The sequence below is a fragment of the Rosenbergiella epipactidis genome, assembly GCF_018494055.1.
Classification (GTDB): domain Bacteria; phylum Pseudomonadota; class Gammaproteobacteria; order Enterobacterales; family Enterobacteriaceae; genus Rosenbergiella; species Rosenbergiella epipactidis.
Window position 1 is genome coordinate 407,442 of the sequence record NZ_JABBFQ010000001.1, and the last position, 15,893, is coordinate 423,334.

18 protein-coding genes are annotated in these 15,893 nt (G+C 46.3%); 10 read left to right on the forward strand and 8 right to left on the reverse strand.

What is annotated here, in order from left to right:
- The 3 genes from trpB to HGT71_RS02030 all read left to right on the forward strand — a co-directional run bounded on the left by trpB (position 1) and on the right by HGT71_RS02030 (position 2,433).
- On the forward strand, positions 1-1,191 hold the full coding sequence (trpB, locus tag HGT71_RS02020; protein WP_214216305.1) for a tryptophan synthase subunit beta: 1,191 nt from the start codon (positions 1-3) through the stop codon (positions 1,189-1,191).
- Positions 1,191-2,009, forward strand: a complete 819-nt coding sequence (gene trpA / locus HGT71_RS02025) for a tryptophan synthase subunit alpha (protein WP_214216306.1) — start codon at positions 1,191-1,193, stop codon at positions 2,007-2,009. Before trpB ends, trpA begins: the two co-directional genes overlap by 1 nt.
- 109 nt (positions 2,010-2,118) lie before the next feature.
- Positions 2,119-2,433: a BON domain-containing protein gene (locus tag HGT71_RS02030; protein WP_048913951.1), complete on the forward strand. Its 315-nt coding sequence runs from the start codon at positions 2,119-2,121 to the stop codon at positions 2,431-2,433.
- Positions 2,434-2,472: 39 nt separating this feature from the next.
- On the opposite strand, the gene ompW is transcribed toward HGT71_RS02030, so the two are convergent.
- Positions 2,473-3,105 (reverse strand): outer membrane protein OmpW, encoded by a 633-nt coding sequence (gene ompW / locus HGT71_RS02035; RefSeq protein WP_214216307.1) that lies wholly within the window; start codon positions 3,103-3,105, stop codon positions 2,473-2,475.
- A 308-nt stretch (positions 3,106-3,413) separates the two neighbouring features.
- On the opposite strand from ompW, the gene HGT71_RS02040 reads away from it, so the two are divergent.
- Genes HGT71_RS02040 through yciA form a run of 3 tightly spaced genes read left to right on the forward strand, consistent with a single transcriptional unit; the run spans position 3,414 to position 5,186 of the window.
- Positions 3,414-4,148: a YciC family protein gene (locus tag HGT71_RS02040; protein WP_214216308.1), complete on the forward strand. Its 735-nt coding sequence runs from the start codon at positions 3,414-3,416 to the stop codon at positions 4,146-4,148.
- Positions 4,149-4,190: 42 nt separating this feature from the next.
- On the forward strand, positions 4,191-4,727 hold the full coding sequence (locus tag HGT71_RS02045) for a septation protein A (protein ID WP_099822802.1): 537 nt from the start codon (positions 4,191-4,193) through the stop codon (positions 4,725-4,727).
- Positions 4,728-4,763: 36 nt separating this feature from the next.
- Positions 4,764-5,186 (forward strand): acyl-CoA thioester hydrolase YciA, encoded by a 423-nt coding sequence (gene yciA / locus HGT71_RS02050; RefSeq protein ID WP_214216309.1) that lies wholly within the window; start codon positions 4,764-4,766, stop codon positions 5,184-5,186.
- A 36-nt stretch (positions 5,187-5,222) separates the two neighbouring features.
- Here the strand turns inward: yciA and HGT71_RS02055 are convergent, their stop codons facing one another.
- Entirely contained in the window at positions 5,223-6,002 is a 780-nt protein-coding gene (locus HGT71_RS02055; RefSeq protein WP_214216310.1) for an energy transducer TonB, read from the reverse strand.
- Between the two features lie 168 nt (positions 6,003-6,170).
- Between HGT71_RS02055 and HGT71_RS02060 the strand changes: the two genes are divergently transcribed.
- The 3 genes from HGT71_RS02060 (at position 6,171) to HGT71_RS02070 (ending at position 8,529) form a co-directional block, all read left to right on the forward strand.
- Positions 6,171-6,467, forward strand: a complete 297-nt coding sequence (locus HGT71_RS02060; protein ID WP_048912202.1) for a YciI family protein — start codon at positions 6,171-6,173, stop codon at positions 6,465-6,467.
- A gap of 226 nt (positions 6,468-6,693) precedes the next feature.
- Entirely contained in the window at positions 6,694-8,160 is a 1,467-nt protein-coding gene (gene cls / locus HGT71_RS02065; RefSeq protein ID WP_214216311.1) for a cardiolipin synthase, read from the forward strand.
- 45 nt (positions 8,161-8,205) lie between these two features.
- Positions 8,206-8,529, forward strand: a complete 324-nt coding sequence (locus tag HGT71_RS02070; protein WP_099822798.1) for an HI1450 family dsDNA-mimic protein — start codon at positions 8,206-8,208, stop codon at positions 8,527-8,529.
- A 41-nt stretch (positions 8,530-8,570) separates the two neighbouring features.
- Here the strand turns inward: HGT71_RS02070 and oppF are convergent, their stop codons facing one another.
- The 6 genes from oppF to HGT71_RS02100 form a co-directional block, all read right to left on the reverse strand.
- Positions 8,571-9,578, reverse strand: a complete 1,008-nt coding sequence (gene oppF / locus HGT71_RS02075; protein WP_214216312.1) for a murein tripeptide/oligopeptide ABC transporter ATP binding protein OppF — start codon at positions 9,576-9,578, stop codon at positions 8,571-8,573.
- Positions 9,575-10,561, reverse strand: coding sequence for an ABC transporter ATP-binding protein (gene oppD / locus HGT71_RS02080; protein WP_214216313.1), 987 nt, complete (start codon positions 10,559-10,561; stop codon positions 9,575-9,577). The genes oppF and oppD overlap by 4 nt, the downstream gene beginning before the upstream one ends.
- Positions 10,562-10,569: 8 nt before the next feature.
- Positions 10,570-11,478, reverse strand: coding sequence for an oligopeptide ABC transporter permease OppC (gene oppC / locus HGT71_RS02085; RefSeq protein WP_214216314.1), 909 nt, complete (start codon positions 11,476-11,478; stop codon positions 10,570-10,572).
- A gap of 13 nt (positions 11,479-11,491) precedes the next feature.
- Complete coding sequence (gene oppB, locus HGT71_RS02090) at positions 11,492-12,412, reverse strand: oligopeptide ABC transporter permease OppB (RefSeq protein WP_062812362.1); 921 nt, start codon at positions 12,410-12,412, stop codon at positions 11,492-11,494.
- Positions 12,413-12,479: 67 nt separating this feature from the next.
- On the reverse strand, positions 12,480-14,108 hold the full coding sequence (oppA, locus tag HGT71_RS02095; protein ID WP_214216315.1) for an oligopeptide ABC transporter substrate-binding protein OppA: 1,629 nt from the start codon (positions 14,106-14,108) through the stop codon (positions 12,480-12,482).
- A 541-nt stretch (positions 14,109-14,649) separates the two neighbouring features.
- Positions 14,650-15,270, reverse strand: a complete 621-nt coding sequence (locus HGT71_RS02100; RefSeq protein ID WP_214216316.1) for a thymidine kinase — start codon at positions 15,268-15,270, stop codon at positions 14,650-14,652.
- A 181-nt stretch (positions 15,271-15,451) separates the two neighbouring features.
- On the opposite strand from HGT71_RS02100, the gene HGT71_RS02105 reads away from it, so the two are divergent.
- On the forward strand, positions 15,452-15,859 hold the full coding sequence (locus HGT71_RS02105) for an H-NS family histone-like protein (RefSeq protein WP_214216317.1): 408 nt from the start codon (positions 15,452-15,454) through the stop codon (positions 15,857-15,859).
- Positions 15,860-15,893 lie beyond the last annotated feature (34 nt).

A 15,893-nucleotide genomic window follows, 5' to 3' on the forward strand; every position in this document is an offset into this window, starting at 1 on the left:
ATGACATTATTAAATCCTTATTTTGGTGAGTACGGCGGACAATATGTCCCACAAATTCTAATGCCTGCCTTAGCGCAGCTAGAAGAAGCTTTTGTGAGTGCGCAACGTGACCCTGAATTTCAGCAACAATTTACTCAACTGCTAAAAGATTACGCAGGCCGTCCAACCGCCCTCACCTTATGCCAAAACTTGACGGCGGGTACCCAGACCCGTCTTTATCTTAAGCGTGAAGATCTTCTCCACGGCGGGGCGCACAAAACCAATCAGGTATTGGGTCAAGCCTTACTGGCTAAACGTATGGGTAAAAATAAAATTATCGCAGAAACCGGTGCTGGTCAGCATGGCGTGGCTTCTGCGCTCGCCTGTGCGTTATTGGGCATGAAGTGTCGTATTTACATGGGCGCGAAAGACGTTGAACGTCAGTCACCCAATGTGTTCCGTATGCGATTAATGGGCGCAGAAGTGATTCCTGTCCACAGTGGTTCTGCGACGTTGAAAGATGCCTGTAATGAAGCGTTGCGTGATTGGTCGGGAAGTTATGAAACGGCCCACTATATGCTAGGAACCGCGGCAGGTCCGCATCCCTTCCCTACCATCGTTCGCGAATTCCAACGGATGATCGGTGAAGAAACACGCCAACAGATTTTAGAAAAAGAGGGGCGCCTTCCTGATGCCGTTATCGCCTGTGTCGGCGGCGGTTCTAACGCCATCGGGATGTTTGCAGATTTTATTGATACGCCTGAAGTGCAATTGATTGGTGTAGAGCCTGCAGGCCACGGTATAGAGAGTGGCGAGCACGGTGCGCCCTTAAAACATGGTAAAACGGGTATCTATTTCGGTATGAAAGCGCCGATGATGCAGACCGAGGAAGGACAAATAGAAGAGTCTTATTCCATTTCTGCTGGCCTGGATTTCCCCTCAGTTGGCCCACAGCATGCCTATTTACATAGCATTGGGCGAGCTGACTATGAGTCGATAACTGACGATGAAGCCTTAGAAGCGTTTAAAGCATTATGCAAAGCGGAAGGTATCATCCCGGCATTGGAATCCTCACACGCATTGGCTCATGCCATGAAAATGGCTAAAGCAGCACCAGAGAAAGAACAACTGTTAGTCGTCAACCTCTCCGGACGTGGCGATAAAGACATATTTACTGTGCACGATATTCTACAACAGCGGGGAGAAATTTAATGGACCGTTACGCAACACTTTTTTCCCGTTTAGCTGAGCAACACCAGGGCGCGTTTGTCCCATTTGTTACCTTGGGTGATCCCACCCCTGAGCTCTCTTTGCAAATCATCGATGCCTTAGTTGCCGGTGGCGCAGACGCCTTAGAGCTAGGGATTCCTTTCTCTGATCCGCTTGCCGATGGACCCACTATCCAGACCGCAACTTTGCGGGCTTTTGCGGGTGGAACGACCACCCAAAAATGCTTCGATATTTTGCATACTGTACGCAGTAAGTACCCCGATCTTCCTATCGGCCTATTAATGTATGCAAACTTGGTCTTCAGCCAAGGCATTGATGAGTTCTATCAACGTTGCGCGCAAGCTGGAGTGGACTCGGTGCTGATTGCTGATGTGCCGATCGAAGAGTCCTTGCCGTTCCGTCAAGCGGCAACCCGTCATGGTATTGCCCCAATCTTTATCTGTCCGCCAAATGCCGACGATGCCTTAATGGAATCTATTGGTCAGTGGGGCCAAGGTTATACTTATCTTCTCTCTCGTGCAGGGGTAACCGGGGCAGAAAATCGCGCGACCACTTCCCTAGGTCACTTGGTTGATAAGCTTAACCAGTTCGGGGCGCCGCCTGCGATTCAAGGGTTTGGTATTTCACAACCAGAACAAGTGCGTGCGGCGATCGACTCCGGTGCCGCAGGCGCTATCGCCGGTTCTGCTACCGTAAAGATCATCGAACAGTATGCAGAAGATCCGGCGCGTTTACTTGAGGCATTAAAACAGTTCGTTACCGAGCTGAAAGCTGCCACCAAAAAGTCGCCGAAGCAGTGATTCAGATTAAGATTTCGTAGAGAAATATTAGTAGATTTCTTATTAATAGGCTAAATTTGAGCTGATCGACTGATCACTATCCAATCAAGATTCAACAGGGAGGCATCGAATGAAGTTTGCAAAAATAGTGACAACGGGTTTATTAGCGACGGTACTGGGTTTATCGCTTGCGGGTTGTGCGCCAACACCAAAACACGAAGGTACTGGTGGCTATATTGATGACACCGTGGTAACAACCAAAGTTAAAGCCAAGCTATTAGGCGAGAAGGATTTACGTTCTACGGAAATTAACGTTGAGACCTTTAAAGGCCGTGTACAATTAAGCGGTTTCGTCACTTCTGCACAAGCCGCACAAAAAGCAGTCAATGTGACGCGTACCGTACCGGGCGTTCGTTCCGTCGTGAATGGTATGCAAATTAAGTAAGCCAAATTTAAAGGCCGTTAAAACGGCCTTTTTTATTGCTTAGAAACGATACCCTGCTCCTAAGAAGAAGACCACAGGATTGATTTTGGTATCGATTGAGTGGGATTCGCCAGCCGCTTTAAAGCGAACTTTCGTTTTGATGTCCATATACCAAACCGATGCATTCAGCATCCAATGATCGTTTAACTGGTAGTCCATCCCCGCTTGTGCGGCATAGCCCCAAGAATCCTTAAGACGTAAGTCTGATAGACCCGCTTGGCGGCCAGTATTATTGAATTTATTATCGAAGAAAGTGGTGTAATTAATCCCCGCGCCGACATAAGGTTGGAACTTCTCACTGCTATCCAGAAAATAATATTGAGCCATCAAGGTAGGTGGCAGTTGGTGTACCGTGGCGATATTACCTGTGGAGCGTAAACCGACTTTATGTCTGAATGGCGTCGCCGCCAGAAGCTCCACACCAATATGATCCGTTGCCATATAGGTAAACGTCAGTCCCAATTGGGTATTATTGCTGACATTGAACGAACCTAAGCCCAACACATTATCCGAGTTCCCGGTTGGGCGGACTAGCGCGGCCCCACCACGAATGAAAAAATCACCGACTTGATGCGCTGAGGCCATTGCTGGGAACACAAGAGCCATGGCTAAAACAATTTTACGCGCTTTCATAAAAACTCCTGAACTTATCAATAAAAAGTGACGAAACGTAAACACCTATAATTATTGTGCCTATTCTGTCGCGTTTATCGATCAAATTCATGTGAATAATGAAGCAATTATTTCATATAAAACAAAGCCTTGATCGAGATCAAATTAAGTAAGGTTTTTTACTTCTTAAGGGTGCAATGTCTTCGTTACGTAGTTACCCAATCACGCCAATAAATCGATATAATAGAAAGTTATGTAAGTCCTGTGCCAGTTACCGACTTATCCATGTACAATTAGCGCAAGTTTTCCCTATACATCAAGGAGTTTTCATGTCCCTCACGGCCAATCAATCTTACCGTGACGCTGCTCAGCAGTTTAAGCAGCATTTCAAGCCGTTGATCTTGATTTCACTGCTCTCAGCATTTGTTACAGTATTGTTGCTTAAGACATTTCTACCGTCGACTGACCCGTTGAGTGACTTTTTGCAAAGTGGCGAAAGTACCGACTCGCTCTTTGCCCTCATTAAGGACATGAGTGACGATCAACGCAGTGTATTAATGCATATCTCGGCCGTCATGACCTTTTCTGCATTGATAGGGAATACCTTGTTGGTAGGAGGGGTACTGAAATATCTCTCTGCGACAGCGCAAGGACAGGCGACAAGTGCCATCCGCGCTATCGGTGCCAGCGCACCAGTGTGGCCTCGCCTACTTATTCAGACCTTCTTATTGACCACCATCGTGCAACTCGGTTTCTATATACTAATAGTACCGGGTGTCGTGTTAATGGTGTTGTTCTCCTTATCGCCGGTACTGCTGCTGGAAAATGATCGTGGGCTGCTGAAAACCATGAAACAGAGTGTGCCACTGGTCTGGAAAAATATTCGTCTTATCGCCCCTGCAGTGATTGCATGGTTTGTGGTAAGAATTGCGCTGACCTTTATCTTTGGTAGCTTTGGGCTAATGCCTAACAGCCTTATTTTGCTTCTCAGCAATGTGTTAGCGCACTTAACGTCAGCGTTATTATTGATTTATCTCTATCGTATTACCGCCCAGATCCGTTAACTACCTTGCAGCCTAGTGATAGGCTGCATTAGGACTTTTAAAATGAAACAGTTGCTCGATTTTCTACCTTTAGTCGCTTTCTACATCTGTTACAAGCTTTACGATATCTTCGTGGCCTCCGGTGCGCTGATTATCGCTTCGGCGCTCGCGCTCATCGCAACTTGGTTTATTTATCGCAAAATCGAGAAAATGACCTGGGTAACCTTTATCTTGGTCACACTTTTCGGTTCATTAACGCTTATTTTCCATAATAATGAATTCATTAAATGGAAAGTGACGGCAATCTACGGCTTTTTTGCATTAGCTCTACTGTACAGCCAGTTTTTTATGAAGAAACCGATTATCCAGTCGATGTTAGGAAAAGAGGTTCAACTCCCAGATAGCCTGTGGCGTAAACTGACTTATGCTTGGGTACTCTTTTTTATCTTCTGTGGTGCACTAAATGTCTACGTGGCATTTTGGCAGCCTGAAGCGGTATGGGTTAATTTTAAAATGTTTGGATTAACGATACTGACGGTGGTGTTCACCTTAGTCAATGGGCTTTTTATTTGGCGTCATATGCCACAGACTGATAAATAACAAAAACAATAATTACTTTTAGTGTGGAGCAATGTCATGAGCGAAGTTATACGCAGTCCGCAAGGTGAAATGGTACTACGTACCCTTGCTATGCCAGCCGATACCAATGCCAATGGGGATATTTTTGGCGGTTGGGTCATGTCACAGATGGACATGGGCGGTGCGATACTGGCAAAGGAGATCGCTGAAGGCCGGGTGGTGACAGTCCGCGTTGATGGGATGACTTTCCTTAAACCGGTTGCGGTGGGGGATGTCGTCAGCTGTTATGCGAGTTGTATCAAGACGGGAAACAGTTCAATCACTATTAACGTGGAAGTATGGATTAAAAAGGTATCATCTGAGCCAATTGGTCAACGTTATTGTACGACTGAGGCGGTCTTTATCTATGTTGCGGTGGACGAACAAGGTAAACCTCGTTCACTGCCCGCGCAGACACAAGGTCTCCCCCACTCTGTCTAATCTGATGAAAGCGTGAAGACACCTTCACGCTATTTATCATTGTTCGATTGACGAACTGCCGTCGATTCTAAAGATAATGTTATAGGATTGACCTTGTGCAGGATGCCCTGGGGCATAACGCCAGCGTCTAATCGCATTTCTGACTTCGCGATCAAACATCCCTCTAGGCTCTGCCGAAACGATTTCTATATTATCAACGGCCCCACTCGCATCCACATCAAATTTGACGCGAACACGGCCTTCTACGTGCAACGCTAAGGCTCGGGCTGGATAAGCTGGATTAACCGTTGCTAAGCGCTGCGGTTTCCCCTCAGACACACTTTTCTGCTGATCAGTAGATTTTTGTGGTGCGGTTTGTGCTCGCGTTTGTGGCTGAGTATTTTGTTGATTAAAAGGATTATCCTGCGCAGGCGGTGCTTTATGCTCGACCGGCTTTTCCACTGGTTTATGCACCACTGGCTTAGGTTTCTCGTGTTGTACCGGCTTATGAACGACTTTTTTCACCGGTTTAGGCTTAGGCTTTTCCACCGGTATGTCGACTTTTTGTTCGACTGGCGGCTGCTCAACTTGGGGCGTCGGCGTGGGTTCCGGTGTCGAAATTGGCTGTGGTGTCGCGGGGGCACTTTTCGCGGCAAGCTCAGGTTGAACTTCAGGCGCAACCAATGAGACATTAATTGCCTGCTGAGGAGGAGGCAACTGAAAATCACGATTCATCGAGGCGTACAGCAATCCTGCAATCACTGCACCATGCAATGCAATAGAGACGATTGTCGCAATCGATCCATGTTTAGGTAACTCTTCGGTTAGACTGCTCATAGTATTCTTTCGCTCAAAGTATTACCGGTATTCTAAATGCAAATAGCAATCAGTTTCAATGCTGTTTTCATTACAGCTAGAGAAATATCATCTCCTCTGCTTTTTCATTGCGCCCTGCGTCATATTGCAGTAACTTTCATCTTTTACCCTACCCACAAAGGTATTCCTGTGCTTTATGTCATTTACGCGGAAGATAATAAAGATTCATTAGAGAAGCGTCTTAGTGTACGAGCAGCTCATCTCGCCCGATTACAGATTTTAAAAGATGAAGACCGTCTCCTGACCGCAGGACCTATGCCGATCGCCGACAGTGAAGACCCCGGACATGCTGGGTTTTCTGGCTCGGTAATCATTGCCGAATTTGCCTCTCTCGACGAGGCGCAAACCTGGGCTAATGACGATCCCTATGTCGCTGCAGGGATATACCAAACCGTCACCGTACGTCCCTTTAAACGCGTTTTCTAATCCAACCATTTTTGACTTAGCGGGGAAGATTATAGCCTCTCTCCGCTTATCCCCCCTCAAAACGTTCGCCTGTGGCGCGTGCTCTCGGCAAAATTCTTTGCTAAACCCGTCTTTTAGAGCACTTTCCTGACCAATTCGCGCGACCAGTAAAAATCCGGAATTGGTTTACATTCCTTATACACCACGTACACTACACTCAACTTTATTTGGGAAATCAATTCAGCCTATGACCTCAGCGACTTTTTATGGCGTTCTAAATGGTGTCATCCTCTTTAGTTACTGGCTATTGATAGCTACCGTGACGATTAGAATCCTAATAAAGCGCCGAACAGTCTCTTCTTCCATGGTCTGGTTGCTTATCATCTTCTTTCTACCGCTATTAGGGGTAATTGCCTATATCGCCTTCGGTGAACTTTACCTAGGCAGGCGCCGGGCGGAACGTGCACGCAGTATGTGGCCAGCGACTGCACAGTGGCTTCAAGACTTAAAAAGCTGTCAGCATATCTTCGCGACCCATACCAGTGATGTGGCCAGCAGCCTGTTTAATCTTTGTGAAAACCGCCAAGGTATCCCTGGTGTTAAAGGAAATCAGCTACAACTCCTGACCAGTGCACAAGATGTTATGACTGCACTCATTCGCGATATCAACCTCGCTCATCACAGGATTGAAATGGTTTTCTATATTTGGCAGCCTGGTGGTAAAAGCGATCACGTCGCCAATGCCCTTATCAGTGCAGCCCGACGCGGTGTGACCTGCCGAGTGCTGCTTGACTGTGCGGGGAGCCGACAATTTTTTAAAAGTGCTTGGCCTGAAAGAATGCGACATGCGGGTATCGAAGTGGTTCAAGCACTGCCAGTCAATGTCTTTCGTTTTTTTCTCCGTCGCTTGGACTTACGCCAGCACAGAAAAATCGTGCTTATTGATAATGCTATCGCGTATACCGGCAGCATGAACATGGTAGATCCTCGTTTTTTCAAACAAGATGCAGGTGTTGGCCAGTGGGTTGACTTAATGGCTCGCATGGAAGGCCCTGTCGCGACGACATTGGGGATTGTTTATTCTTGCGACTGGGAAATTGAAACCGGCGAAAGAGTCCTTCCGCCGTTGCCTGAACGCGTCAGCATGCCATTTGAGCAATCTTCTGGGCATACTATTCACGTTATCGCTTCAGGCCCTGGATTTCCCGAAGATCTTATCCATCAAGCCTTATTGACGGCAATTTATGCCTCACGCGAAAGCTTGATAATGACCACTCCTTATTTTGTCCCCAGCGATGATCTCCTCCACGCCATCTGTACTGCCGCGCTGCGTGGCGTTGACGTCAGTTTGATCGTCCCAAGGAAGAATGATTCTCTGCTGGTGGGGTGGGCAAGCCGAGCTTTTTTCACCGAATTACTCGATGCGGGAGTCAAGATCTATCTCTTTGAGGAAGATTTACTGCACACCAAAAGTGTCTTGATCGACGGTGAGCTTAGCCTGATTGGTACAGTAAATTTAGATATGCGCAGTTTATGGTTAAATTTTGAAATCACCTTAGTCATTGATGATGCTGATTTCGGTAATGATCTGGATTGCGTGCAACGCGATTATATCGCTCGCTCATCCCTCCTCTCTAAAGAAGAGTGGTTACACCGCGCTTATTGGAAACGTATTGTCGAACGATTGTTTTACTTCTTGAGCCCATTATTGTAAAACAGCCTTAACTTGTCTCCCTAACTGAAAATAACTAGGTTACTTATGGATTTAAATAATCGCCTTACCGAAGATGAAACACTTGAACAAGCCTATGATATTTTCTTGGAGCTGGCCGCCGATAATTTGGACCCTGCAGACACGATTCTGTTTAATCTCCAATTTGAATCCCGTGGCGGTGCAGAACTTCACGACCCTTCGGCTGATTGGGAAGAGCATGTTGATTTTGATTTAAATCCTGATTTCTTCGCTGAAGTGGTGATTGGACTTGGGGAAGATGAAGACGCGCCTATTACCGATATTTTCGCCCGTATTCTACTGTGTAGAGAGAAAGACCATAAACTCTGCCATATCTTGTGGCGAGAATAAGACAGTTCTAAACGCCCTAGCTGTCGCTAGGGCGTAGTGCATTAAAGTGGGTCAACCTTCAGACATGACACTGCATGACTGAAATTACCTTCTAATACCGGTTTCGTTTTTGCGCACTCCGCCACTGCTTGCGGGCAGCGCGTCCGGAAGACACAGCCTGAAGGTGGATCGATCGGTGAGGGAAGTTCCCCTTCGAGTAACTGAACCTGCTTAGTCAGCTCTTTATCCGGATCGGGAATTGGCACCGCAGACATCAAGGCTTGAGTATAAGGATGCAGCGGTTGGTGATACACCTGGTCGTAGGTTCCCAACTCGACGGCATGGCCTAAATACATGACCAATACCCTGTCAGAAATATGTTTGACCACCGCTAAATCATGGGCGATAAAAATAAGCGACAGCCCCATTTCCCGCTGCAGTTTCTGGAGTAAGTTTACCACCTGAGCTTGGATCGATACGTCCAAGGCAGAGACGGGTTCGTCGCAGATGACTAACTTCGGCTCTAAAATGAGCGCACGGGCGATACCGATACGCTGGCATTGTCCGCCAGAAAACTCATGCGGGTAACGGTTAATCAGATTAGGTAATAGCCCCACTTTCATCATCATCGCGCGGACTTTCTCGCTGACTTCACGCTTCGCCATCTTCGGATAATAGGTTTTCAATGGTTCTGCAATGATGTCACCGACCGTCATTCGGGGATTTAATGAGGCAAGTGGATCTTGGAAAATCATTTGAATATCGGTACGCGCGTCCCGCCAAGCTTTATCATCTTGCCCTAACAGATCACGTCCCAGCCACGTCACCCGTCCTCCTTTGGCTTTAACGAGGCCAATAATCGCACGGGCAAGTGTCGATTTCCCGCAGCCCGATTCACCGACCACGCCCAGAGTTTCTCCCTCATAAAGCCGTAAGCTAACGCCATCGACCGCTTTTAAGCTCTTCTTAGGCTGCCAGAACCACTGCTTACCGTCTTTGATATCAAAGTGGACACGTAAGTCAGCGATTTCGAGTAAAACTTTTCTATCTTGTAGCGCGATATCATTCATCGTGCGACCTCCAGAGGGTGGTGACAAGCGCGCAGACGTCCTGCTGCAAAAGCCTCAAGTTGCGGTGATTGACGGCAACTTTCGGTAGCATAAGCACATCGTGGTTGGAAAGGACAACCACTAGGAAGGCGTAATAAATTAGGGGGATTGCCCGGTATGGTCAGTAAGCTCTCCTCATCGCTATCCAAACGAGGCACAGCATTGAGTAAGCCTTGTGAGTAAGGGTGTACCGGCTGATAGAAGATATCCCGTGCGCTACCGTACTCCATTGTCCGGCCGGCATACATCACCAAGACTTTGTCACAAATCCCGGCGACTACCCCTAAGTCATGGGTAATCATGATAATGGCGGTATTGAACTCGTGTTTAAGCTCGTTTAATAGCGTCATGATTTGCGCTTGAACGGTCACATCCAGTGCGGTTGTCGGTTCATCCGCAATTAGTAGCTTTGGCTGACAAAGTAGCGCCATGGCGATCATCACCCGTTGGCGCATCCCACCCGAAAATTCATGCGGGTACATCGCCATTCGCTTTTGTGCTTCCGGCATTTTGACCGCGTCTAACATCTGTAGAGAGTGCTTAAATGCCTCCCTCTTACTCATTCCTTTGTGCAGTCTAAGCACTTCGATAAGTTGGTCACCCACTTTCATATAGGGGTTCAACGAGGTCATCGGATCTTGGAATATCATTGCCATCTCTTCAGCGCGCAGTCGGTTTAACTGGGCTTCAGGGAGGTTGAGGATCTCCTGGCCATTAAAGCGCGCAGATCCGCCAATACGACCGTTCTTTGCCAATAATCCCATCAGGGCGAAAGCGGTTTGCGATTTTCCGGAACCTGATTCGCCGACGATACCCAGAGTTTCCCCCGGCTTTAATGAAAAATTGAGATCATTGACGGCAGTGACATCACCATCATGCGTACTAAAAGTGACGCGTAAATCTTTGACATCAAGCAGTAATGGGTGCTGTGTTAATGAAGTCATCGTCCCTCCTAGCGGTCTTTAGGATCGAGCGCATCGCGTAAGCCATCGCCGATAAAGTTAAAACAAAACAGTGTGACGACTAAGAATCCCGCTGGGAACAGTAACAACCAAGGAGAAACTTCCATTGAGTTAGCCCCATCGCTGAGCAAGGCACCCCAGCTACTGAGCGGCTCTTGGGTACCAAGGCCTAAGAAGCTAAGAAAGGATTCGAATAAGATCATACTGGGGACTAATAACGACGCGTAAACCACCACGACACCCAATACGTTTGGCACAATGTGACGGATCACAATTTTCACGGTGGACACCCCACCGACTTGTGCGGCTTCAATAAACTCTTTGCGCTTCAGTCCTAACGTTTGCCCCCGTACGATCCTCGCCATATCGAGCCATGACACCATCCCTATCGCCACAAAGATCAACAAAATATTGCGACCAAAAAAGGTGACCAGCAAAATAACGAAGAACATAAAAGGGAAAGAGTTAAGGATTTCCAAGATACGCATCATGACAGCATCGACTTTTCCACCGAGATAACCGGCGAGTGAACCGTAAAAAGTCCCCACAATGACCGCAATAATTGCAGAAGCGACGCCAACCATTAATGAGATCCTGCCACCAATCGCCACACGAACCAGCAGATCACGACCTGAAGAGTCGGTACCAAAGTAGTGCTTAGAGGCTATATCCGGGGTGGCTGACATCATCGACCAATCGGTGTCGTCGTAGGCGAAAGAGGATAACAGTGGCGCGAAAATGACAAAGAGCACAATAAACAGCAAGATAATTAAGCTGAAGAGTGCTGCACGGTTATGAATAAAACGTCGATGGGCATCTTGCCATAAACTACGCCCTTCAATATCGAGTTGCTCAGTAAAAGCTTCGACCGCCTGACTATTTTTTTTACTTGCTAACATGCGGGTCTCCAGCTTAATAACGAATTTTAGGATCGATAACGGCATAGAGCACGTCAACAATCGCATTAAACACTATGGTCAATACCCCGACCAAAATCGTCAGGCTCATCACTAATGAGTAGTCACGATTCAACGCACCATTCACAAACAGCTGTCCGATGCCCGGAAGACCAAAGATGGACTCAATAACCATTGATCCGGTGATGATGCCGACAAAAGCCGGTCCCATATAGGAGATAACCGGCAATAATGCTGGACGTAAAGCATGACGTAGTACGATTCGGGAAATGGGAAGACCTTTAGCTCTGGCGGTACGAATATAGTTAGAGTGCATGACCTCAATCATCGAACCGCGCATAATGCGGGCAATACTGGCAATATAGGCCAGTGAAAGTGCCAGCATCGGTAATAACACATACTGCCACTGCCCACCGTTCCAACCCCCGCCCGGCAGCCATTTTAAGGAAATGGCAAACAGCATCACCAGTAAGGGCGCGACCACAAAACTCGGTATCACCACCCCGGTCATGGCAATCCCCATCACGGTATAATCCAGCCAACTGTTTTGTTTTAACGCGGCAAAAATTCCGGCACTCACCCCTACCACTAAGGCAAAGATAAAAGCGATCAGCCCCAGTTTGGCCGAGACAGGGAACGCTTGGCCCACTAAATAGTTAACGGAGTAGTCTTTATATTTAAAGGAAGGACCGAAGTCGCCATGGGCGAGTTGAACCAGATAATTGAAGTATTGCTGGCCGATTGGCTCATTTAGATGGTATTTAGCTTCAATATTAGCCATCACTTCCGGCGATAGACTACGCTCACCAGTAAAGGGACTGCCGGGTGCTAAACGCATCATAAAGAAAGAGATCGTAATCAAAATAAACAGGGTCGGAATGGCTTCAACACACCGACGAAAAATAAATGTCAACATTGCTTCACCTATCAGGCTTATGTAAACGAATTAACCCGGCGTTTTCACGCCGGTAATGCCTGTAAAATTAGTGCTTAATAATATAGAGGTCTTTATCATAAACGTTATCGAGAGGATCTTTACCGGTATAGCCACCAACGTAAGGTTTTACTAAACGCGTGTTGGCATAATAGAACACTGGAATATCCGCCGATTGTTGGTCCAATATTTTCTCAGCTTGGCGATACGCCGCGCTTCTGCTGGCCTCATCAGAAGCTTTAACACTCTTCGCAATTTCGCTATCGAAATTAGCATCTTTAAAGAAAGAGGTATTATTCGAACTATTGGATAACATCGAATTAAGGAACGAACTCGGTTCATTATAGTCCGCACACCAGCCTGCACGCGCAACATCGAAGTTACCTTGGTGACGGGAATCGATATAGGTTTTCCACTCTTGATTCGTTAGCGTCACGTTAACACCGATATTTTTCTTCCAGATCGCCGCCGCTGCAATGGCTAGTTTTTTATGTAAGTCGGAAGTGTTATACAGCAGTGAGAACTGTAGAGGATGGTTAGGACCATACCCTGCCTCTTGTAACAGCTTTTTGGCCTCTTCATTACGTTTTTCTTGGCTCCAAGAGAACCACTCTGGCTTCTCGATTTGAATTCCATCGGTGGCCGGATTGGTAAAGCTATACGCCGGTGTTTGACCCTGTGCTAACACTTTATTGACGATAATGTCGCGGTCTAACCCTAATTTAAGCGCGGTTCTGACTCTAACGTCATTGAAAGGCGCTTTTTTATTGTTGATTTCGTAGTAATAAGTACAGAGATAAGGATCAACGTGAAGATCTTTAGGGTTATTTTTCTGTAATTTTTTAAACAACTCAATCGGTAAGTTGTTATAGGTCATATCGCTTCCGTTATCAGAGAAATAACGGTTAACGTCCGTCACTTCTGATGAGATAGGTAGGAAGGTCACCTTGTTGATCACCGTATGCGCATTATCCCAATAGTGCTTATTACGCACGACCACGATACTTTCGTTCACTGTATGACTTACTAAGGTGTATGCCCCATTACTGACCCAGTGAGCGGGAGACGTCCATTGGTCGCCATAAGCTTTGATTGCTGGCGCATAGACTGGGGACATCGCCGAATAAATGGTTAATTTATAGAAGTAAGGGATCGCTTCTGAAAGGGTGACCTGTAGCGTGTGTGCGTCGAGGGCCTTTACACCCAGTTTTTCCGGCGATAGTTTACCCGCAATGATCGCATCGATATTCTCGACATGACCATATTGTAAGAAACTCGCATAAGGCGAGGCGGTTTTCGGGTCGGCTAGACGCTGCCAGCTGTAAACAAAGTCCTGTGCAGTAACGGGTTCACCGTTCGACCACTTAGCATCTTTACGCAAGTGGAAGGTCCACACTTTATTATCCTTTTGTTCCCAACTTTCTGCCACGCCTGGCACCACTTGCCCTTGGTTATTGGAGATGGCTAACCCTTCGAATAGGTCATGACTGACATTACTTTCAGGCACACCTTCAATTTTATGAGGATCCAGTGATTGCACCTCGCCACCATTGCCCTTGACCAGTGTCTGGTTATCGGCGAGTTGTACCCCTGCTGGGACTTGTGCGGCGATTGCCGCTTGACCCGTAGATAACGCCAACAATACGGCCGTAGCAATCACGTTTTTAGTCAATTTCATATTACGACTCCACACACTTTCATTATTGTTATAGGGTTTTCCCCGACGGTGAATCCTGTCTGTCCAAATACTGATTTATTGCATTAGCCTTACAGACAATTGACAAATTTTTTACGCGTTAACAGGTCAACTTGATAGTCTGTCATGAACGCTATGTGATATATCTCACTGATAATCACCTTATTGTTCACTATTAATACTTTTGCTTAGAAAAGCATCGACTAAATGATAGGGTTTTTACCCTATAAATATCTGGAAGCAATATTTATGCCAAGGTTTGCAGGTCGGAGGGGAAGTGAAAGATGTTGATTAACACCTATAAAAATTATTTTAAGTGTTTAGAAGAATGGGGAAGAATGTATCAGGAACGTGAATATAAAATAAAAATTTATTAATAAAATGAATTCAAGCACCAAAATGGTGAGTCATTTTAAAGCGACGCACTAAATTGGTGCTAATCAGGGGTTAAATACGAGGACAGCACTAATTCAGGGCAAAGCGTGACACAATTATTTCATCCTTACCCATGTTCTAAGATACCTTAAGCGTTTTCTTTCTCTTGGCCGAAAATCGCTTGCTCACTGCCCTGTTCAATCGCTTGCCAATAATGTTTGCGGCAAACGGAGATATATTTATCATTCCCGCCAATCACCACTTGAGCACCATCGTGGAAGGGTCGTCCCTGCGCATCCAATCTCAACACCATGTTCGCCTTACGTCCGCAATGGCATACCGTTTTTAATTCCACGAGCTTATCTGCCCAAGCAAGTAAATATAAACTGCCTTCAAATAACTCCCCTCGGAAGTCGGTCCGTAAGCCATAACACAGTACTGGGATATTAAAATGATCCGTCACATAAGTGAGTTGTTTCACCTGTTCTCTTGTTAAGAACTGTGATTCGTCGAGTAAAATGCAATGCAGCTGTTGGGCATCATGGGACTGTTTAATCTCATGAAAGAGGTCGGTATCTTTACTGAAGAGCGCAGCACTGCTGGATAAGCCTATTCTTGATGCCACTCGCCCCTTACCATATCGGTCGTCAATTTCCGCAGTAAAAATCAGAGTGTTCATCCCCCTCTCTTGGTAATTATAAGAGGACTGCAATAGAGACGTTGATTTCCCTGCGTTCATCGCAGAATAGTAAAAATAGAGCTGTGCCACAGAAAGTATCTCATCGAAAATTGAAAGCCTGATCATACCATAGCCGAACTCGAGTCACGTTAGCTAAATCCAAAATCGGCAAGGCTAATAAATGCTGTCACATCGGGAACAAGTTGCAATCTGATTACCCTAGGTAATATCATAAAAAATACTAATACAACCCTCCCCATGAGGAACTCTTATGAGTGATCAGCTTCTCGCTTTGAACAACTACCGTTTTTTACGTACTGAGGCTCGTAATTTCTCCTTAGAAACCCTAACCGATATTTTAGATAAATTTACGGCAGTTGTTGAAGAACGTCGTGAGGAACAGGCGAGTAAAAGTGTGCAAGATGCTGAGCATGCAAAACGTGTCGACAAAATCCGCGAGATGATGCTGTCTGAGGGAATTGATATTAGTGAATTAGTTCAGCAGACTCCGCCGGCAAAACCTAGCAAACAAACTCGTGAAAAAAGACCCGCTAAATATGAATATACCGATTCATTGGGTATTGCCCATACTTGGACTGGTCAAGGTCGAACCCCTGCCGTTATCCAGAAAGCCCTCAATCAGGGCGATACTCTAGATAAATTTTTAATTAAGAGTTAAAAAAACCGCCACAAATGGCGGTTTTTTTATAAGC